The sequence below is a fragment of the Citrobacter werkmanii genome, from assembly GCF_008693645.1.
Taxonomy (GTDB): Bacteria; Pseudomonadota; Gammaproteobacteria; order Enterobacterales; family Enterobacteriaceae; genus Citrobacter; species Citrobacter werkmanii.
The window spans coordinates 4,124,490-4,145,896 of the sequence record NZ_CP044101.1 but is presented as its reverse complement, the minus strand read 5'-3'; the positions used below and the strand labels follow the sequence as shown (position 1 = coordinate 4,145,896).

Below are 21,407 nucleotides of genomic sequence, written 5' to 3'. Positions count from 1 at the left end.
TTACTCGACTCCTGTCAGTTCAGATTCGGTTTGCGGATAGAAGTAACGGTACTGGTAGCTCACCTGGGCACGAGCCTGTTCCGGGGTGGTAAATTCACCCATACCTGACCAGGCAAACATTGCGGCGCCTGCCACGGTGGTTTCGGCGTCATCCAGCACTTTGACAGGGATCCCGAGAACGTTAGCTTTAATCTGGTTCCACAATGCGTTACGGCTGCCCCCGCCAACCAATAACAATTCAGAGGCCTGGAAATGACCGATTTTTTCCAGCGTGTGCAAATTCTGCTGCAACTGTTCTGTCAGTCCTTCCAGCGCGGCGCGATAAAAATGCCCGCGGGTGGTATTGAGCGTAACCCCTTGCCAGCCCGCATTCTGAGAGGCCAGCAGGTTGCAGTGCATCTTGACGCCTTCTGCGCCAGCAGGAATGGACCGGGCTTCGTCAATCAGCGTCTGCCAGGGCGTTTCGGTAGTCCAAAACAGCTTACGCACCCATTCGAGTACGCCGGAGGCCAGCCACTGCATGCCGGGATTGTACAGTCCGGCCTGGCTGTCTAATTCACAAGTGGAACCCGCATAACGGCTGAGCAGAGAGGTGTTCACCTGCGCACTGCGCACCATCAGAATTTCCCATGTACCGGAAGAGAGCACCGGTTCGTCTGGCTGAGCCCCCGCGCCAAACAGCGCAAACTGCGTGTCGTGCCCGGCAGATATCACCGGAATACCCACTGGAAGCCCGAGCAGGATGGCGGCCTCGTGTTGCAGTACCCCAATCTGTTCGCCCGCTTCCACCAGACGTGGAAACAGTCGGCGCGGTATGCCGGTTGCCTGCAAAATGTCATCACTGAAATCGCGCTGCTGGATGTTCAGCATCTGGCTGGTGCCCGCCATAGTGATATCTGTGGTGAACTCGCCGGTTAAACGGTGGTTGATAAGCGACGAAATAAACAGCCAGGCGTGTGCCTGTTCGAGCAGTTGTGGATGGTTTTCTTTCAGCCACACCAGTTTATACAGGGTATTGAAGCTGAACGCGCCGACGCCGGAGATTTCCTGCAGTTGCTGCGGCGACATGTAGCGATGGATATTTTCCATCACTGCTGCGGTGCGCGGGCATTTCCAACTGATTACCGGATATAACTGTTTGCCGTGTTGATCGACCAGCGTACCGTCTACGCCGAAGGTGGTGACGGCGATCCCACAGATACGACAATTGGCCAGTTGCGTGGAGAGCCGCTGACAGCAGTCGGCGAAGCGTTGCAAAATGGCCTCCAGCGACCACTGATGCCAGGCCCCGTTTTCTGCGGCAATATCACTGGCGTTGGGCGTTGAGGCGCGGGCGATAATTTTTCCCTGCCGGTCAACGGCAATGGCCCGCACGTTGGTTGCGCCACAATCGAGTACCAGGATAACGTCTTGTTTCATAACAACTCCTGAAACGCTACCGGATGGCGCTGCGCTTATCCGGCCTAAGGTTCACTCGTCCGTAGGCCCGATAAGCTTGCGCCACCGGGCTAAGCCACATTAACGTTTATACAGCGGGCCGTAGTTTTGGCAGGCACGATAATCCTGGCCTTCGCTATCCATACCGTGGGCTGCCCAGGCTGAAGGACGATAGATTTTTTCGTCTTCCACGTTGTGCATGCAAACCGGAATACGCAGCATGGCGGCAAGCGTAATAAAGTCTGCGCCGACGTGGCCAATCGTCAGCACACCGTGGTTCGCGCCCCAGTTAGCCATGACGGAATAGACATCGCTGAATGGACCTTTACCGGTTAAGCGCGGCGCAAACCAGGTGGTCGGCCAGGTCGAGTTGGTACGCGCATCAAGCTGAGCATGCACCTCTTTTGGTAACTCCACGCTCCAGCCTTCGGCGATTTGCAGAACCGGTCCTAACCCTTTGATAATATTGATGCGGGTCATGGTGAATGGCACGCCGCCCTCGGTCAGGAAGCGAGAGGAGTAGCCGCCGCCGCGGAAGTATTCGTGAATAGCCGGACACCATTCGGTCGCCGCCAGACAATCATCGGCCTCTTTCTGCGTGATTTCCCAGTGCGGCTTCATGGTTGGTTTCCCTTCGCCATCGCGCTGCTTGCAAGAGCCGTCCAGGGCTGCCGATCCAGAGTTGATCAGGTGAATAATGCCGTGCTCAGCCAGCCCGGTCAGCGGTTTACCCGTGACACGCTCCACCGCCTCTGGCGACCAGTAGGTGCGCACATCAGCAAAAACCTGTGCTGTACCAGTGAGTTGGTGACCAAACAGCATCGCTACGCCGTTGAGACTGTCGTTTTCAGTCGCGACAACAAACGGTTCACGCACACCATTCCAGTCGAAGGAGCTGTTCAGCAGTGCTTCGGCAGTGTCGCCGTTTGGATATTGATCCGTCCAGTGACGCTGGCCCTGGAAGCCCGCGGCAATCGCGTTGTAACCCAGCGATTCTTCAACACGACCTTTGTCTGCTAACTTCTGATTGCCTTGCATCATGTCGCGGATGCACATCGCCATCAGCAGGCTTTCTTTCAGTACCGCGCGGCTCTGCTCTTCGTTACGCTTATACTGTTGGGCGTTCTGATCTTCGCCGTAGCGGAAATGCTTGTCTGCCCACGCCAGTGCGATATCCAGTTCAGCTTCGTCATAAATTTTCTGATCAATTCGACGGCGAAGTTCAGTCATATCAACAGGTTGAACCTTCATTCCCAGCCAGGATTCAAAGAAGTTATGATCGACAATAGAACCGGCAATGCCCATAGAAACGCCGCCTACGGATAAATAGCTTTTACCTTTCATACTGGCAACGGCTAAGCCCGCCCGGGTGAAACGCAGCAGTTTTTCTTCGACGTCGGCGGGGATGGTGGTGTCGCCGGCATCCTGTACGTCGTGACCGTAAATGGAGAACGCGGGCAGACCTTTTTGATTATGCGCAGCCAGCGCGGCAGCAAGATAAACGGCGCCAGGGCGTTCTGTGCCGTTAAAGCCCCAGATAGCTTTCGGACGCATCGGATCCATGTCGATGGTTTCGCTGCCGTAACACCAGCAGGGGGTAACGGTAATCGTTACGCCAACATTTTGGCTGCTGAACTTTTCTTCACAGGCTGCGGATTCCGCCAGACCGGCAATACAGGTGTCGGCAATTACACATTCAATTTGTGCGCCACTGGCATGGCGAAGTTTTTCCGTAATAAGCGCGGCGGTGGCTTTCGCCATATTCATGGTTTGCTCTTCAAGCGACTCACGTACCCCCATACGACGGCCATCAATAACCGGGCGGATACCAATCTTCGGTAAGCTATTTTTTCTCATTCGAGGTTCCTCATCTCACTTTGTGCCGTGCTGCAAAAGCGGATGTTGGACACCACTGTCGCAGTTGGCTGAATTACCCATTTTTGCTAACTCGAGTTAGCTTAGGTATTGGAGAGTTTTTTACACAACTTTTTTGTTATGGAACTGTGAGAGGCTTCACGAGAAGTGGTTAAAATTCGATCTGCGTCAAATAAACAAATACGCAGATTTTTAATAAAATCCTTTTAAATCATAAATATATAATAAATTGTCTGTTCAGCATCACAGTTTTAAACCAAATAATTTGGCTAATTTGAGTAGCTAAAATAGCTTTAAAAGGCACTTCGCTAACTCGAGTTAGCATAATTGATAAAACGCATATGAACTTGTAAGTAGTATTCGCATTAACGGTGACGATGGCTCTCTGGCAATCTTGTTTTCGCCTGATTCACTGACTGCAGTTTCTGTATATTGAGGAAAGCAGCAATGTCTGAAACATTTTTACAGATGAGTCATATTACGAAACGTTTTCCCGGCGTATTAGCGTTGAGTAATGTGGATTTTGCTTTACACAAAGGTGAGGTTCATGCGCTGCTGGGTGAGAATGGCGCAGGAAAATCTACGTTGATGAAGATCTTATCCGGTGTTTATCAGCCTGACGAAGGGGAGATTATTTTTGAGGGGCAGCCAGTTACTTTCGCTAACCCGTTAAGTGCGCAAAGTGCAGGTATCACGATTATTCATCAGGAATTTAATCTCTTCCCTGAACTCACCGTTGAAGAAAATATATTTATTGGCAGGGAGTTTTGCAAAAATAATCGCTGGCGTCTGGACGAAAAACAACAGCGGCAGGCTGCGATCGATATTTTGCAAAAGTTAAACCTGAATATCGCCCCAGACACGCTGGTTGCCGATCTGACCGTTGCTCAACAACAAATGGTTGAGATAGCTAAAGCGATATCGGTCAATGCCAAGATTCTTATTATGGATGAACCTACGGCGGCACTGACGGAAACGGAAATCGACAGCTTGTTTCAGGTAACCCGTTTATTGAAAGAACAGGGGACTGGCATTGTTTACATTTCGCACCGACTGGAGGAGCTGGCGCTGATAGCCGATCGCGCTACGGTAATGCGCGATGGGCAGTTTATTGCCACCGTGGATTATGATGCGGTCAAAATTAGCGACCTGATTGCCATGATGGTCGGGCGTGACCTCGGTAATATTTATCCTCGCCGTGAACCTTTGGCTCAACGTAAGCCCGTGTTGGAAGTGAGTGGGCTGACGCGTAATGGTGTATTGAACAATATTGATTTCACGCTTTACCAAGGAGAAATCCTGGGCTTCGCCGGTCTGATGGGCGCAGGGCGTACTGAGCTGGCGCGGGCGATTTTTGGCGCGGATCCCATTGATGGTGGAACCCTTAAGCTGAACGGTAAAGTTACGGTGATTAAAGATATTCCTGATGCTATCCAACAGGGTATCAGCTATTTAACCGAGGACCGGAAAAAAGAGGGACTGGCATTAGGACTGTCCGTTGAGCGCAATATTATGTTGGGCAATTACCCTGAGTATTCCGATCGTTTTGGCAATGTGGACAGCAAACGTTGCCAGAAAACCAGCGAGGAACAGGTTAAAGCCCTACGTATTAAAACACCACATTTAGAGCAAGCCGCCTTGAATTTAAGTGGTGGTAATCAGCAGAAAATTATTATTGCCCGATGGGTGTGTAAAGACACCGATATTCTCATCTTTGATGAACCCACTCGCGGGATTGATGTGGGGGCCAAGCTTGAAATTTATGAATTAATGAATCGGCTGGTGGCAAAAGGGAAATCAATTATCATGATCTCCTCTGAATTACCGGAAGTGCTGGGTATGTGCGATCGCATTTTAGTGATGCGTAATGGGCGTATTACCGGGGAGCTAGCTTCTGATGACGCCACACAAGAAAAAATCATGCAATATGCGACGTTAGAGGACTAACTTATGACTATCTCTGTAACCTCTTCAGACAGCAATAATAAGAAAATAAAAATTAACAAAGAACTTTTAATGCGCCTTGCGCCACTTTTAAGTCTGATTATTTTGGTAATATTTTTTAGTTTTGGTTCGCCATTTTTCTTTAACACTGAAAACATTATGACAATTGCCCTGCAAACCTCGGTGATTGGCATTATGGCGATTGGCGTTACCTTCGTCATTATCACTTCAGGGATCGACCTTTCTCTCGGTTCAGTCGTGGCATTTTCTGGTGTCGCGGTAGGTATCTGCGCCACGCTAGGTCTGCCTCTGCCCGTCTGTATTCTTGCGGGTGTACTGGCTGGAGGATTATGCGGCTATATCAATGGTCTGCTGGTCACCAAAATGACTATCCCGCCTTTTATCGCCACGCTGGGTCTGATGATGTCCGTCAGAGGTATCAATATGGTGATGACCGATGGCCGCGCGATTTACTTCGCTGATTACCCCACCTTCAAAATGCTGGCCCAGGGACGGTTGTTTGATGTGCTGCCTTATCCCGTTTTTTACCTGGTGGTGGTGGCGCTCATCGCCGCGTACATCCTGAAGAAAACGGTGATAGGCCGCTATGTTTACGCGGTGGGCAGTAATGAGGTGGCGGCACATCTTTCCGGGATTAAAGTGCAGCGCGTGAAAATTTTCGTCTACGCCTTTTGTGGTCTGCTGACCGGGATTGCCGGGGTCATTCTGGCCTCACGTTTAAACTCCGGGCAGCCGACGGTCGGTGTGGGTTATGAGCTGGAAGCCATCGCGGCGGTCGTTATTGGCGGTACCAGTCTGATGGGCGGGATTGGCACCATCGGCGGCACTATCATTGGCGCATTCATTATGAGCGTGTTGAAAAATGGTCTGAACCTGATGGGTGTTTCCCAGTTCTGGCAAATGGTGGCCATGGGGGTAGTGGTCATTGCTGCGGTTTATCTCGACACATTACGCAAAAAAATTCGTTGATTTACGCTCCCGGAAGTCACGGGACATCATAACCCTGACGTTTAGGGTGACTCACTCAGAACGGAGTAAAACAATGAGAACCAGGAATTTTGTCTATGCGTTATCCCTGCTGGCCTGTATGACATCCAGCGTTTTGGCTAAAGATATGAATCTTCCCGTGGTCAGTAAAGGTTTCCAGCATGAATTCTGGCAAACCGTAAAAATGGGGACGGAAGCGGCAGCAAAAGAGTTGGGTGACAAAACCAGCTACGTGGGCCCGGCGGATGAAACTCAGATTGCCGAGCAGATTCAGTTAGTTGAAAACGCGATGGCGCAAAAACCTAATGGACTATTACTGGCCGCGTTAGATGCCAATGCGCTGGCGCCATTAGTTGAGACCGCAAATTCACGCGGCATTAAAGTTGTGACCTTTGACTCCGGTGTGAATTCTGATATTCCGGTCAGTTTTGTCGCCACGAATAACCGTAAAGCCGGGGCTGAAGCGGCAGACGCGCTGGCAGCGGAAGTGGGCAACAAAGGAAAAGTGGGCATTATTGCGCACGTAGCAGGGACCTCCTCAGCGATTGAGCGTTCAGAAGGGTTTATTGCCCGCATGAAGGAGAAATATCCGGATATCCAGGTGCTACCGGTCCAGTATAGCGATGGCGATCCGCAAAAAGCGATGGATAAAACCATCGATATGATTCAGGCCAACCCGGATATTGCAGGGATTTATGGCACGAATGAAGGCTCAACGCTCGGCGTAGCAAACGCAATTGATAGTCAAAACCTGAAAGGCAAAGTGAAGGTGATTGGTTTTGATAGCACCGAGGCCATTATTGCCTTCCTGAAGTCCGGGGTGATTCAGGGCTTTGTTGTGCAGGACGCCTACCAGATTGGCTATCAGGGTATCAAGACGCTGAATGCGGCGGTATCCGGTCAGTCTGTACCAAAAGAGATTGATATTCCGGTGAAATTCGTTAGTGCGAAGAACATTGATACCCCAGAAATTGACAAGCTGTTACACCCATTCGGTAAAAAATAAGAGCGTTGGGGCGAGGTACTCGCCCCACTATTAGCTAACGTCAGGGAGTTACTATGAGCAGTGGATATTTCCTCGGTGTGGATGTCGGCTCTGCCAGTGTCAGGGCGGGTGTGTTCGATGCCAGCGGCAAACGTCTGGCCTTTGCGACACGCCCTATCTCGCAGTTTCGACCCGGCCCCGCTCGGGTTGAGCAGTCATCTGCAGAAATCTGGCAGCAGGTTTGCGATGCGGTTAAGGGGGCAGTATCGTCATCCGGGATCTGCATTGAGGATATCCGTTCACTGGGATTCGATGCCACTTGTTCATTGGTGGCTCTCGACGAGCAGGGGCAGGGCCTGGCGGTTTCACCAGGCGAACCATCAGACCATAACATCATCATGTGGATGGATCATCGCGCGGTGCAGGAAGCTCAGCATATTAACGCTACGCAGGATCCGGCTCTGCGTTACGTTGGCGGTGAAGTCAGCGTCGAAATGGAGCTTCCCAAGGTGCTGTGGCTAAAAAAACACTTCCCTGCAACCTGGCACAGTGCGCATCGTTTTTACGATTTGGCTGACTATCTTGTCTGTAAAGCCACCGGGAGTGACGTTGCCGGTCTGTGTACGCTGACCTGTAAATGGAACTATCTGGCCCATGAACAACGCTTTAGCCACTCTCTGCTCGACGCCGTAGAGTTAACGGATTTAACGGGCAAAATCCCGTCGCATATTCTTCCGCCAGGCGCCGCCGTGGGAACGCTTAGCGCCGATGCGGCCCAGGCGCTGGGGCTGACGACGGCAGTTGTCGTCGCCAGTGGGATGATTGATGCCCATGCAGGCGGTTTGGCGCTTGCTGGCGTTGAGCCTACGGGAACGTTAGCGTTGATTAGCGGAACGTCAAACTGCCATATGCTGTGCAGCAAACAGGAAATTTATACGCCGGGCGTATGGGGACCGTATTGGTCTGCCATGCTGCCTGGTTACTGGTTGACGGAGGGAGGGCAAAGCGCTGCTGGGGCATTGGTCGACTGGACGCTCCAGGAATCAGGCGCGAGTGCCGAGCTATTTCATAAGGCCGAGGCGCGGGGTTGCCATCCGATCGTTTTAGTCAACGAATGGGTTGCGGAACTTGAGAGGAAGGAGTCTGAACCTGGTCGTTATTTGCATGTGCTGGCCGATCACCATGGCAATCGCTCCCCCCGCGCGCGACCCGATGCACGGGGCAGCGTCTGCGGCTTGACTCTTGAGCGAGGCGAGATGCAGGTGGCTCGCCTGTACCTGGCGACGTTACAGGCGATTGCCTGCGGCACGCGGCACATTATGGAAGTGATGCGTGAAAACGGCCATACCATTTCCCGACTGGCGCTGTGCGGCGGCGCAACGCATAACCCGCTGTGGATGCGGGAATATGCCGATGCTACCGGATGCGATATTCATCTTATGCAGGAGGAAGATGCAGTGACGTTAGGGGCAGCTATCACCGGCGCGGTAGCAAGCGGCGCGTGGGCGAATATTCCATCTGCATGCCAGGCGATGGTTCGCTCCGGCGAGATTATTAAGGCTAATCCGGCACGGCGGGACTTCTATGACCGCAAATACCAGGCTTATCTGATGATGTGGGATCAGCAGCAGGCGATTAACCAGCTTATGCAGTAAGACAAAAGTTTAAAATACTTTTATGATTGGAGATTGACGTTTTTGGATGTGGACTGGGGCATATAAATGGCTAAAACAGTAGAACAGATAGCCAGCGATCTGAATTTATCGGTTACGACCGTACGACTGGTGCTGAACGGGAAAGCAGAGCAATATCGAATCAGTGTCAAAACCCAAACGCGTATTAATGAATATGTTGAGCGCTATGGTTACGTCATAAACCATTCAGCCCGTAGCCTGAAATTGAATAAAACGGATACATTGGGACTGATTGTTCCCAATATTTCCAACGTTTTTTTTGCCACTCTCGCCGAGAAACTTGAGCAACGCTGTCGTCGCTCCGGTTATCAGTTAATGATTAGCTGTACCTATGATGATGTTGATTACGAAAATAAATTGACCAAAGCGTTAATCGCTCGCAATGTTGATGGCCTTTTTATTGTTCCCTCTACATTGGAGAATCAGCAACACCATTTACGCCAGGTCAGAAAACCGATGGTGTTACTGGACCGTGATTTTAAGTATACCGATAACGCATTGGTTGAAAGTCATAATATTTTAGGCGGCGAAAAGTTGACGCAAAGTTTGTTTGATGCCGGAAAGGCTCCAATCTGGTTTTTAGTCGGAGATACCGGATTACCCAGTATTGGCGATCGTCTGCAAGGTTACCTTAATTCTTTGAAGAATAATGGTATTCATCACCGTGATTGGGTGCGTGAAGGTCCTGACAACACTCCTGAAGGTGGCTTTCAGCTGATGGATAGATTGATTGGTGAACAGGGGCGGCCACAGGCGTTTATAGCCTCATCATTACCCGTACTGGAAGGTGCTATTAACGCTATTCGCCATCGTTTCGGCACAATTCCACCTGATATTAATATTGGTACATTCGATGAACATCCGATGCTGGGATTCCTCGCCAATAATGTCTGGTCAATGCAGCAGGATGAAAATGTTTGGGCGGAAAAAGCATTCGATATGATGATGAGTGCCATAGACGACCAACCTATTAAAGAAACTGTAAAAGTACCGATGAAACTTATTAAGCGCGTAAGACAACAATAATACGTTGCTATAAATAAATCGGCCAACTGGATCTGAGTAAATACATTCAGTGGCTGCCCATATCTGAAACCTGACCCGTCTTACTCTGCGGCTACATTTTTCGCAATTAAAGACGAGGAGAAACTGTACCCGGAGAATCATTATGGAAAGAATGCGTTTGTCACGAGAAATCATTGAAACCTGTCTTGAAATGACCAGCCTTGGATTAAATCAGGGGACGGCGGGAAATGTGAGTGCGCGATATGAGAATGGGATGTTGATCACGCCCAGCGGTATTCCTTATGAAAGACTTACTGAAAACATGATCGTGTATGTAGATAACGACGGAAAATATGATAAAGGTCAGTTACCCTCCAGCGAATGGCGTTTTCACCTGGCGGCTTACCAGACGCGTCCGGACGCCAATGCGGTCGTCCATAACCATGCTGTGCACTGTACGGCCGTTTCGATTCTCAACCGTCCAATTCCGGCAATCCATTACATGATTGCGGCGGCGGGGGGAAACTCTATTCCGTGTGCGCCTTATGCGACGTTTGGTACACGAGAGCTGTCAGAGCATGTGAGCGTCGCCCTGAAAAACCGTAAGGCAACGCTTTTACAGCACCATGGGCTGATTGCTTGTGAAGCGAATCTGGAAAAAGCACTGTGGTTGGCGCATGAAGTGGAAGTTCTGGCGCGCCTTTATCTGAGCACCCTGGCCATTGTTGATCCGGTTCCGGTGTTGGACGATGAGGAGATCGCTATTGTGCTGGAGAAATTCAAATCTTACGGATTACGAATTGAAGAGTAATTTCGCATAGCGAAAAGGAGAAATACGATGGCGAACAGAATGATTCTGAACGAAACGGCATGGTTTGGCCGGGGAGCTGTTGGTGCATTGACCGATGAAGTCATCCGTCGTGGTTATCGCAAGGCGCTGATTGTGACCGACGAAAACCTGGTGCGGTGCGGTGTTGTCGAGAAGGTGACGTCCCGGATGGATGACGCGGGTCTGGCGTGGGACATCTATTCAGGCGTTATTCCTAACCCAACCATTGCGGTGGTGCAGGAAGGATTGGCGGTCTTTGAGCAAAGTGGCGCAGACTATCTGATAGCCATTGGCGGAGGCTCCCCGCAGGATACCTGTAAAGCGATTGGCATTATCAACAATAACCCTGAGTTTGCGGATGTACGCAGCCTCGAAGGGTTATCCCCGACGCGCTGCCCGAGCGTGCCGGTTATGGCTATCCCAACCACAGCAGGGACGGCGGCGGAAGTGACTATTAACTACGTGATCACGGATGAAGAAAACCGGCGTAAGTTTGTTTGTGTCGATCCACACGATATTCCGCAGGTGGCGTTTATCGATGCTGACATGATGGACGGCATGCCTGCGGCGTTAAAAGCGGCCACGGGTGTGGATGCCCTGACCCATGCCATTGAAGGATACATCACGCGCGCGGCGTGGGCGCTTACCGATGCGCTGCACATTAAAGCGATTGAAATTATTGCCGGGGCTTTACGCGGATCGGTCGCGGGCGACAGTCAGGCGGGGGAAGCGATGGCGCTGGGCCAGTATGTGGCGGGAATGGGTTTTTCCAACGTTGGTCTGGGATTAGTTCATGGCATGGCGCACCCGCTGGGCGCGTTTTATAACACCCCGCACGGCGTCGCAAATGCCATTTTGCTGCCGCATGTGATGCACTATAACGCCGAATACACCGGGGAGAAATTCCGCGATATCGCCCGGGTGATGGGGGTGAAGGTTGAAGGACTGACGCTGGCAGAAGCACGGAAAGCGGCGGTGGATGCGGTATTTGCCCTTAACCACGATGTTGGGATCCCGCGGCACCTGCGCGATGTTGGCGTACGCAAAGAGGATATTCCTGCGCTGGCGCAGGCTGCATTTGATGATGTCTGTACCGGGGGAAATCCGCGTGAAGCGAGCCTGGGCGATATCGTTGAGCTGTACCATACCGCCTGGTAATCACCCGGCGTTTATCCGGCCTACAGGGTTGTACGATAAGTAGGCCGGATAAGGTGTTTACACCGTCATCCGGCAATAACACTACCGAGCCAGCCGTAGCTGCTGTAAATTCCCGTCGATATGTAAGTCCGTTTGCAGTCGTGCGATATCGCGACACAGATACGCCATTTCTTTATGCATCTCAAGCTTCTTGCGCCACTTTTCCGGCACCTCATCAAGATGCGCGTAAATCCCTTCCAGCGTTGGAAACAGCGTCAGCAATTGTGTGGCGCTTTTGGGGCCAATACCTGCCACGCCAGGAACCTTTGAACTACCGATCCCGGCCAGCCCCCAGTAATCGGGCAGTTGTTGCGGCAGCACGCCAAATTCTTTCTCAATGAACGGTGCATCCAGCCAGCGCTTCTGAAAATAGTCGCGAATACGCAGCGTCGGGGAGAGCAACTGACAGTAGCCTTTATCGGTGGAGACGATGGTGGCCTGGTGTCCCGCCTGGCAAACTTTAACCGCCAGCGTAGCGGCTAAATCGTCGGCTTCATTACCGCTGGAGACCCAGCAGCTGACGCCGCGCTGTTCAAAAGCGGCGCGTAAGGCGGGCATTTCCTGATGCAAGTCATCTGGCATCGGTGGACGACCGGCTTTGTAATCAGGCAGTCTTTGGTGACGCCAGCCGCTATTGCGCGCTTCATCATCAAATACCGCCACGGCGTGCGTGGGCTGACTGTGCACAATTAATTGATCGAGCGCGTGCTGGCACGTCTCCACGCAGGGAGATCCCTGTACGGCGTGAATGCGGCGGATAAGATTCAGTGCATCGACAATAAGTAAGTGGACGGCCACGGTGTTCTCCCTAACAAATCAGGCTGTAGGGTAACATTCACGGCGGGGGGAGGCGAGCATTGCGAAATAGTGCGATCCGTAGGCCTGATAAGCGAAGCGCCATCAGGCAATAAAAGCCGGATGGCGGCGAGCGCCTTATCCGGCCTACAGATCCTAAAATGTGCTGAGAATTAATCGCAGGAGACAATCTTCATCGCCAGACCGCCGCGAGAGGTTTCGCGGTATTTGGCATTCATGTCTTTCCCGGTTTCGTACATGGTCTCGATGACTTTATCGAGGCACACGCGCGGTTCGCTGGTACGGCGCAGCGCCATACGCGCGGCGTTAACCGCTTTGACCGAAGCAATGGCATTACGCTCAATGCACGGTACCTGAACCTGGCCAGCAACCGGATCGCAGGTCAGACCCAGGTTGTGTTCCATACCGATTTCCGCCGCGATGCATACCTGCGTTGGGCTACCGCCCAGCAGTTCAGCCAGACCGGCCGCTGCCATGGAGCAGGCTACGCCAACCTCTCCCTGACAGCCGACTTCGGCGCCAGAGATAGAGGCGTTCATCTTGTACAGTGAACCGATGGCGCTCGCGACCAGCATGTAGCGTGCCAGCGAGTTAGCGTTCACTTCGCGGATAAACTTGTCGTAGTAAGCCAGCACTGCAGGAACAATCCCGCATGCGCCGTTGGTTGGCGCGGTAACCACACGTCCACCGGCAGCGTTTTCTTCATTCACGGCCAGCGCGAACATGTTGATCCAGTCAACAACCGCCATCGGGTCAGTGGTGGTTTTGTCCTGGCTTACCAGCATACGACGTAGCGCCGCCGCACGACGCGGAACGCGCAGTTTACCCGGCAATACGCCTTCGGTGGTGATACCGCGCTCAATCCCGCTACGCATCACTTCCCAGACGTTGGCAAAGTGCTGTTCCAGCTCTTCTTTGCTGTGCAGCGCCAGTTCGTTTTGCATCATCAGGCCGGAAAGCGACAGACCGGTTTCCTGGCAATGACGTTGCAAATCCGCCGCAGATTTATACGGATACGGTACGTTTACCGGAGCGCTGTTCGGTAAACCAAAGTGTTCTTCATCAACGATGAACCCACCGCCAATGGAATAGTAAGTCTGGCTGTAAACGGCTTTTTCGCCCGCCAGTGCAGTAATACGCATCCCGTTTTCGTGCAGGGACAGATTGTCCGTATGGAAATTCATGCACTTGTCGACCGGGAATTCGACCTCATGTTGACCGTCCGCCAACAGCAAACGCCCATGAGTGTTCACATCCTGGATAAAGGCCGGGATGGCATCAATGTCTACGGTATCCGGCAGATTACCCGCCAGACCCATAATAATTGCGATATCGGTATGGTGACCTTTCCCCGTCAGGGACAAAGAACCATAAACATCAACCACTACGCGGGTTACGTCAGTGAGAATTCCGCGTGCAATCAGGTCATCCGTGAATTGTTTGCCTGCTTTCATCGGGCCAACAGTATGGGAGCTGGAAGGGCCAATGCCGATTTTGAAAATATCGAATACGCTAATCATGAGGCGTCCATTGTGTATCGAGGTGCGCCGCCCCGGGGAGCGGCGCAGGGGAATTAACTGAACAGAGAGTAGGAAATTGCGGAGATAGCGATCAGGCCCATAATTACAACGAAGACGTTGCTGATATGGCCGCTGTATTTACGCATTGCCGGTACTTTCTGAATGGCATACATCGGCATCAGGAACAGAATCATCGCGATGATTGGGCCGCCCAGGGTCTCAATCATACCGAGGATGCTTGGGTTCAGCGTCGCCACAATCCAGGTGGTTACCAGCATGAACAGCGCAGTGATTTTGTTCAGTTTGTTGATTTCGATGGTTTTGCCTTTGCCGCGCAGAGACTTAATCACCATACCGTTGAAACCTTCACGTGCGCCCAGGTAGTGGCCGAGGAAGGATTTGGTAATAGCGATCATCGCGATGATTGGCGCCATCCAGGCGATAATCGGCGCGTTGAAGTGGTTCGCCAGGTAAGACAGGATAGAGATGTTCTGCTCTTTCGCTGCAGCCAGATCCGCCGGGGTCAGGCTCAGTACGCAGCTGAAAACGAAGAACATAACGGTCAGTACCATCATGATGTGAGCGAATGCCAGGATTTTGGAGCATTTCTTCTCAGCGTCATCACCGTACTCTTCACGCTTCGCCACGGCGAAGGAGGAGATGATCGGAGAGTGGTTGAAGGAGAACACCATTACCGGAATCGCCAGCCACAGAGTCATCCACAGACCGTTGCCGGTAGAAGCCGCAGAGTCAAAAGAGAGTGTTTCCAGCGCCGCGCCGCTCCACTGAGGGATCAGGTACAGAGCCAGCAGCATCAGGGCAGCAACAAACGGGAATACCAGGATGCTCATCGCCTTCACGATCATCTGCTCACCGAAGCGCACGATGGTCATCATGCCGACAATCAGGATCAGAGACAGGATGGCACGCGGCGGCGGAGTAATCGCCAGCTGGTGGGTCAGGAAGCTTTCAACGGTATTGGTGATTGCTACGCTGTAAACCAACAGAATCGGGTAGATTGCGAAGAAGTAGAGCAGGGTAATCAGTTTACCTGCGCCAACGCCAAAGTGTTCTTCTACAACTTCAGTAATGTCTTCACCCGGGTTTTTACCGGACAACACGAAGCGGGTCAGGCCACGGTGCGCAAAGAAGGTCATTGGGAAGGCAAGGATTGCCATGATGATCAGCGGGATCATACCGCCTACACCTGCGTTAATCGGCAGGAACAATACACCCGCGCCAATCGCCGTGCCGTAAAGGCCCAGCATCCACATGGTATCCGTCTTGCGCCATGCGCTGCGGGTCTGGCCCGTAACGATAGTGCTGGTTTGAGTGTTTTCCATCTATTTCTCCTGGAGGAAGCTTAAAAAGTCGGGTTTGGGGTCAATCCAATGAGAAAGAACCCGACTGTAAATCGAAATTCGTTGAGCGATTTTTTATATAATTTTTCGCCGTAATAATTTGCGGGCGGAAAGATACATTTTAGTAATGAATGTATCAGTGATCGCGATCCCAAATGCAATAATCCACCTTTTATGTGGATAAATTTGGACCATTAATCTGTTAAAAAATAGTCAAAGCGAATTTACGGGCGCAGAGGCTAACATTAACGACATATCTCATGAAAGCGAAGGCGCGAAGATACGAGCGTTGCGCTGTAAAAACTGTTGTTTTTAGAGGATTTTGGCGACTAATAATAATTTCCTGAGATAAATAACGGTTGGTTTTTGGAGGTAATCGTTTGCGTGGCGCGTGATTTTTAACGACATATCATTGGTATTTATATAATCGTCTGAGCTATGTGACTGGTATCACTAAAAAAAGCCGGGAGGCGACTGCGCCAAACCCGGCTTTGATATGGACAAAACTGTCACCCCGATAGCGTCTGCTATCGGGTGTTGAAGGTCAGGCGCAGATCTCGTAGCAAGGGATGTACGCGGAGCCTGGCAACTTCATACGATGCTGCGCAACGAACCCCTGCAGGAGATCGTCCATGCGGCGCATCATTTCGCGGTCACCGTGGATTTTGTACGGGCCAAACTCTTCGATGGCGCGAATGCCGACTTCCTTCACGTTACCGGCCACAATACCCGAGAATGCACGACGCAGGTCGGCCGCCAGAACTTCAACGGGTTGATCCGGATACAGTTTCAGGTTAGCCATGTTTTCATGGGACGGCTCGAACGGCATCTGTAAATCAGGTGCGATACGAATCGACCAGTTAAAGCTGTAGGCGTCTCCGGTGTCGCGACGGTTCTCTTTTACCAACGGCATCGCTTTTTTCATCAAGCGTGCAACTTCCGCCGCATCGTCAATGATAATGCGATAGTGTCGGCGGGCATCTTCCCCCAGCGTGTGCACGATAAACTCGTCCAGCACGCGGAAGTAATCGGCGCTCTCTTTTGGTCCGGTCAAAATCAGCGGTAGCACCTGATCTTTATTAGCCGGGTTCATCAGGATCCCCAGCAGATACAACAGCTCTTCCGCAGTCCCGACGCCACCCGGGAAGATGATAATACCGTGGGCGATGCGCACGAACGCTTCCAGACGTTTTTCAATGTCCGGCATGATGATCAGTTCGTTAACCAGCGGGTTAGGCGGCTCAGCGGCGATGATTGACGGTTCAGTCATACCAATAAAGCGGCTGTCTTTGTAACGCTGCTGGGCGTGACCGACCGCTGCGCCTTTCATTGGCGCTTCCATTGCTCCCGGACCGCAGCCGGTACAGATGTTCAACTCACGCAGGCCCAACTGGGTGCCGACGCGACGCGCATACAGGTATTCATTTTCGTTGATTGAGTGACCGCCCCAGCAGACGACCATGTTCGGCGCTTCACCGACATGTAGCGCCCGGGCGTTACGCAGGATCGAGAACACCAGGTTGGTAATATGCACTGAACTTTCGAGATCCAGATGCTGAAAACGACCCGCGTTATGGATCTGAGCATTGACGAACAGAATGTCGCGCAGCACGGCAAACAGGTTGGCCTGCAGCGCACGAATGATGCGCCCATCAACAAACGCATCTTCAGGCGGGTTAATCAGCTCCAGCTTCACGCCCCGTTCGCGGCGCAGCACGTTAATATCGAAATTTTCAAAGCGGGACAGCAGTTCTTTGCTGTTGTCGGTCAGACTACCGGAGTTCAGAACGGCAAGTGAACAGTTACGAAACAGTTGATACAGGTCGCTGCTGGCCGTGCGTTTAAGTAATTCGACTTCCAACTGCGACAACATGTCCATTGAGCCAAGTGGGCTAATATGTGTAATCAAGTAGACTCCTTATGGGACGCAAAACGTCATTCCCTGGTAGTTACAATAGCCCTGGCTGATGGCCTTTCACAACCTTGCGCGCGGAATCCGACACGCAAAATTGAGAAAAAAGATTACTGACGTACCAGTCGGCCCGTAGCTGGCGTGAAATCGGTATTGGTGCGCCATGGGTTAATGTCCAGACCGCCACGCCGCGTGTAGCGCGCGTAGACGCTCAGTTTCTCCGGCTGGCAGAAGCGCAGAATGTCATTGAAAATACGCTCCACGCACTGCTCGTGAAATTCATTATGGTGGCGGAAGGAGACCAGATAACGCAGCAGCTTCTCCCGGTCGATTTTGCGTCCGCGATACTGAATTTGTATGGAGCCCCAGTCGGGCTGGTGGGTGATCAGACAGTTGGATTTCAGCAGATGGCTGACCAGCGTCTCTTCCACCGCTTTTTCGCCGCTCACGGCATTTTCCAGATATTCAGTGCTGAACTGGTAGTTATCAATGACGATATCCTGATTATCGATACAGGTGCCGTTAAAGTGGGCGATCGGTTGTCCTTCCAGTTCGTCAAGGCGGTATAGCGCCACGCTGACATCGCCCTGAGCGCAGGCGCGCAGATCGTTTTCCAGCGTCTGGCGTACCGCCTCCCAGGAGTCAAAACGCGTCTGGTTAAAACTGTTCAGGTACAGCTTAAAGCTTTTCGATTCAATCAGATTTACGCTGGTGTAATCCAGCTCCACATGACCGACCGCAACCTGCGGTAAGCCGTTAGCATTCAGCCATGACAGTTCATACAGCGTCCAGATGTCGGCACCGTGGAAAGGCAAATTATCGGCCTTTAAATCCAGCGGGTCGCGGTTGAGGCTGCGCGGAACGCCCTGCAACAAACTGGCATCGTAATTGTCCCGGTAATCCGTTGATTTACCGAGAGTCAGGCCGTCAAGCGCCCGATGATTTTCATAAGAAGACATGTTTCACCGTCATAAACCAGATACACTATGCGACAAGTGTATCCTGGCTTTTGTGAAGAGAGAAATCAGTGGACGAATTGACAGCGCAGGCGTTGACAGCCTTTACGACGCGTTATTGCGACGCGTGGCATGACAAAAACAACAGCTGGCCGCTCAGCGAAGAGCTGTATGGCGTACCTTCACCATGCATCATTTCTTCCACTAACGATGCGGTTTACTGGCAACCTCAGCCTTTTGTCGGTGAAAAAAACGTCAATGCGGTTGAACGTGCCTTTGACATTGTGATACAACCTGCCGTTCATGCTTTTTACACCACCCAGTTTGCCGGGGATATGCACGCGCAGTTTGCGAATGAAAAGCTGACGTTGCTGCAAACCTGGAGTGAGGATGACTTCAGGCGCGTCCAGGAAAACCTGATTGGTCACCTGGTTACGCAAAAGCGACTCAAGCTCTCGCCTACGCTTTTTATTGCCACGCAGGACAACGAACTTGATGTCATCTCGGTGTGCAATCTGTCCGGTGAAGTGTGCAAAGAAACGCTGGGAACCCGTCAACGAACGGTGCTGGCGGCCTCGCTTGCGGAATTCCTCACTCAACTTAAGCCAGTTCTGTAATCCAGTTTGCCCTCAATCGTGTGAGATATCTCTTACAAACCCTGTAGGACATTGCCAGGTAATAAGTGAAGACTTAATGAATTGAAAAACTAATAATTACTTATAATTCAATCTGTTAATATTTTATTGTCAACTTTCATATGAAAATTATCTTAAGGGTATGTCTGTAGGTATCTTGTAAGACAAAGCGAAACAGGCGATTCTATATCTGTCGACAAGGAGTCGCACAACGAAGTGAACATCAGGATGATGGCTCTTCGGCAGGACACACCAGGATGGTGTTGCAAGGACAGGCTTCAGGATGAAGCAAAGAGGAAAGCGCGGGATGCGTTAAAGGACACCTCCAGGATGGAGAATGAGAGCCGGTCAGGATGTTCGGCGGGTCAGGATGGCCAGGACGCTTCAGGATGAAGTTTTCACATCGGGGTGGTGTGAGCAGGATGCAAAAGTTCAGGATGAACAAGGTCGCAAGACCACAGGAAAAGTTGTCACGGATGAGCAGGGAGCACCAAAAGTAGCTGGAATGCTGCGAAACGAACCGGGAGCACTGTTTTTACAGTGCTCCCTTTTTTTATTTCCTCTTCACTAATGCTATTCTTCGCGCCAGATTTTTCATCATTGAGGTTAATTTCATGACGACTCATGACCGTGTGCGCCAGCAGTTACGCGCGCTTGAAGCGCTACTGCGTGAACATCATCACTGGCGGATGGACGAGCCAGCAGAGCATCTGTTTGCCAGCACGCAGCCTTTTTGTATGGATACCATGGAGCCGGTCGAATGGCTGCAGTGGGTGTTGATTCCCCGTATGCATACGCTGCTTGATAATGCGCAGCCGTTGCCGCAGGCTTTTGCCATCGCACCGTATTACGAAATGGCACTGACGGCCGATCACCCGCAACGCGACATTCTCCTGACGGCATTGCAGGAACTGGATGCGCTATTTACAAGTGATAATGCCTGATGCTGGAGATCCTCTATCAGGACGAATGGCTGGTTGCGGTCAATAAACCTTCTGGTTGGCTGGTTCACCGCAGTTGGCTCGACCGCGATGAGAAAGTGGTGGTGATGCAAACGGTGCGCGACCAGATTGGTCAGCACGTGTTTACCGCCCACCGGCTCGACAGACCGACCTCCGGCGTGCTGCTGATGGGGCTGTCCAGCGAAGCCGGGCGGTTGCTGTCTCAGCAGTTTGAACATCATCAAATGCAGAAACGCTATCATGCGATTGTGCGTGGCTGGCTGATGGACGACGCCGTGCTGGATTACCCGCTGGTGGAAGAGCTGGATAAGATAGCCGATAAATTTGCCCGCGAGGATAAAGAGCCGCAGCCTGCGGTCACCCATTATCGCGGTCTGGCGACGGTTGAAATGCCGGTGGCGACCGGGCGCTATCCCACCACCCGTTACGGGCTGGTGGAACTGGAGCCTCAGACCGGTCGTAAGCACCAGCTCAGACGCCATTTGGCTCACTTGCGCCATCCGATTATTGGCGACAGCAAGCATGGTGATTTACGGCAAAACCGCAGCGCCGCAGAGCATTTCGGCTGTCAGCGCTTGATGCTGCATGCCAGTCAGCTTGAGCTGACTCATCCTTTCACTGGCGAGCCGTTGGTTATTCGCGCCGGGCTGGATGAGGTCTGGATGCAGGCGCTGTCACAGTTTGGCTGGCGTGGACTTCTCCCGGAGAATGAAAGGGTTGAGTTCAGCGGGCTGTCAGGTCAGGATGAACAGATAGATTCTTAAGTCCCTGGAGATAAAGGTTATGGCGGAAATTGGAATTTTTGTCGGCACGATGTATGGAAACGCGCTGCTGGTTGCCGAAGAGGCCGAGGCGATTTTAACTGCGCAGGGCCATAAAGCCACGGTATTTGAAGACCCGGAGCTTACCGACTGGCAGGCATATCAGGATAAATATGCATTGGTGGTAACCTCAACGACCGGGCAGGGCGATCTGCCGGATAGCATCGTACCGCTGTTTCAGGGAATCAAAGATAGTCTTGGTTTCCAGCCGAATCTGCGTTATGGCGTCATTGCGCTTGGCGACAGCAGCTACGTTAATTTTTGCAATGGCGGCAAGCAGTTCGATGCGCTGTTACAGGAACAAAGCGCGCAGCGCGTAGGTGAAATGCTGCTGATTGATGCCAGCGAGCATCCTGAACCGGAAAGCGAATCTAATCCCTGGGTAGAAAACTGGGGCACCTTGCTTAAATAATCCTTCGCCCGCACGGGCATACAACCCCCATTAGAAAA

The 21,407-nt window shown here is 51.9% G+C and carries 18 protein-coding genes; 11 read left to right on the top strand and 7 right to left on the bottom strand.

Translation table 11 applies throughout. From position 1 onward, the window contains the following. Entirely contained in the window at positions 1-1,419 is a 1,419-nt protein-coding gene (gene fucK / locus FOB24_RS20415; RefSeq protein WP_121529501.1) for an L-fuculokinase, read from the bottom strand. Positions 1,420-1,518: 99 nt separating this feature from the next. Then, the gene (gene fucI / locus FOB24_RS20410) at positions 1,519-3,294 is read right to left on the bottom strand and encodes an L-fucose isomerase (protein WP_150345389.1); all 1,776 of its coding nucleotides are present in this window, start codon (positions 3,292-3,294) and stop codon (positions 1,519-1,521) included. Between the two features lie 465 nt (positions 3,295-3,759). On the opposite strand from fucI, the gene FOB24_RS20405 reads away from it, so the two are divergent. The 7 genes from FOB24_RS20405 to fucO all read left to right on the top strand — a co-directional run bounded on the left by FOB24_RS20405 (position 3,760) and on the right by fucO (position 11,935). Next, complete coding sequence (locus FOB24_RS20405) at positions 3,760-5,259, top strand: sugar ABC transporter ATP-binding protein (protein WP_069324532.1); 1,500 nt, start codon at positions 3,760-3,762, stop codon at positions 5,257-5,259. A gap of 3 nt (positions 5,260-5,262) precedes the next feature. Continuing rightward, a complete protein-coding gene (locus tag FOB24_RS20400; RefSeq protein WP_087856949.1) occupies positions 5,263-6,246 on the top strand; it encodes an ABC transporter permease in 984 nt (327 codons plus the stop codon). 73 nt (positions 6,247-6,319) lie between these two features. After that, positions 6,320-7,270 carry an ABC transporter substrate-binding protein gene (locus tag FOB24_RS20395; RefSeq protein ID WP_061382372.1) on the top strand — a complete coding sequence of 317 codons (951 nt, stop codon included), beginning with the start codon at positions 6,320-6,322 and terminating at the stop codon, positions 7,268-7,270. Positions 7,271-7,323: 53 nt separating this feature from the next. Further along, entirely contained in the window at positions 7,324-8,904 is a 1,581-nt protein-coding gene (locus FOB24_RS20390; protein WP_150345388.1) for an FGGY-family carbohydrate kinase, read from the top strand. Positions 8,905-8,970: 66 nt separating this feature from the next. Then, the gene (locus FOB24_RS20385; protein WP_038633242.1) at positions 8,971-9,969 is read left to right on the top strand and encodes a LacI family DNA-binding transcriptional regulator; all 999 of its coding nucleotides are present in this window, start codon (positions 8,971-8,973) and stop codon (positions 9,967-9,969) included. 142 nt (positions 9,970-10,111) lie between these two features. Next, complete coding sequence (gene fucA, locus FOB24_RS20380) at positions 10,112-10,759, top strand: L-fuculose-phosphate aldolase (RefSeq protein ID WP_003034062.1); 648 nt, start codon at positions 10,112-10,114, stop codon at positions 10,757-10,759. Positions 10,760-10,786: 27 nt separating this feature from the next. Further along, complete coding sequence (gene fucO / locus FOB24_RS20375; protein WP_069324536.1) at positions 10,787-11,935, top strand: lactaldehyde reductase; 1,149 nt, start codon at positions 10,787-10,789, stop codon at positions 11,933-11,935. Between the two features lie 81 nt (positions 11,936-12,016). Here the strand turns inward: fucO and xni are convergent, their stop codons facing one another. The 5 genes from xni to queF form a co-directional block, all read right to left on the bottom strand. Further along, entirely contained in the window at positions 12,017-12,772 is a 756-nt protein-coding gene (xni, locus tag FOB24_RS20370; protein WP_087856946.1) for a flap endonuclease Xni, read from the bottom strand. Between the two features lie 170 nt (positions 12,773-12,942). Further along, positions 12,943-14,310, bottom strand: coding sequence for an L-serine ammonia-lyase (locus FOB24_RS20365; protein ID WP_085048811.1), 1,368 nt, complete (start codon positions 14,308-14,310; stop codon positions 12,943-12,945). A gap of 53 nt (positions 14,311-14,363) precedes the next feature. After that, a complete protein-coding gene (locus tag FOB24_RS20360) occupies positions 14,364-15,653 on the bottom strand; it encodes an HAAAP family serine/threonine permease (protein ID WP_006687002.1) in 1,290 nt (429 codons plus the stop codon). Positions 15,654-16,215: 562 nt separating this feature from the next. Beyond that, entirely contained in the window at positions 16,216-17,580 is a 1,365-nt protein-coding gene (gene ppnN, locus FOB24_RS20355; protein ID WP_038633231.1) for a nucleotide 5'-monophosphate nucleosidase PpnN, read from the bottom strand. A 113-nt stretch (positions 17,581-17,693) separates the two neighbouring features. Next, the gene (queF, locus tag FOB24_RS20350) at positions 17,694-18,542 is read right to left on the bottom strand and encodes an NADPH-dependent 7-cyano-7-deazaguanine reductase QueF (RefSeq protein ID WP_038633229.1); all 849 of its coding nucleotides are present in this window, start codon (positions 18,540-18,542) and stop codon (positions 17,694-17,696) included. 68 nt (positions 18,543-18,610) lie between these two features. Here queF and syd point away from each other — a divergent pair, with 68 nt between their 5' ends. The 4 genes from syd to FOB24_RS20325 all read left to right on the top strand — a co-directional run bounded on the left by syd (position 18,611) and on the right by FOB24_RS20325 (position 21,369). Continuing rightward, a complete protein-coding gene (gene syd, locus FOB24_RS20345) occupies positions 18,611-19,156 on the top strand; it encodes a SecY-interacting protein (protein ID WP_038633227.1) in 546 nt (181 codons plus the stop codon). Between the two features lie 632 nt (positions 19,157-19,788). Next, positions 19,789-20,118, top strand: coding sequence for a YqcC family protein (locus FOB24_RS20335; protein WP_087856945.1), 330 nt, complete (start codon positions 19,789-19,791; stop codon positions 20,116-20,118). Beyond that, positions 20,118-20,900: a tRNA pseudouridine(65) synthase TruC gene (gene truC, locus FOB24_RS20330; protein ID WP_042310721.1), complete on the top strand. Its 783-nt coding sequence runs from the start codon at positions 20,118-20,120 to the stop codon at positions 20,898-20,900. The genes FOB24_RS20335 and truC overlap by 1 nt, the downstream gene beginning before the upstream one ends. Positions 20,901-20,919: 19 nt before the next feature. Beyond that, positions 20,920-21,369 carry a flavodoxin gene (locus FOB24_RS20325; protein WP_038633219.1) on the top strand — a complete coding sequence of 150 codons (450 nt, stop codon included), beginning with the start codon at positions 20,920-20,922 and terminating at the stop codon, positions 21,367-21,369. Positions 21,370-21,407 lie beyond the last annotated feature (38 nt).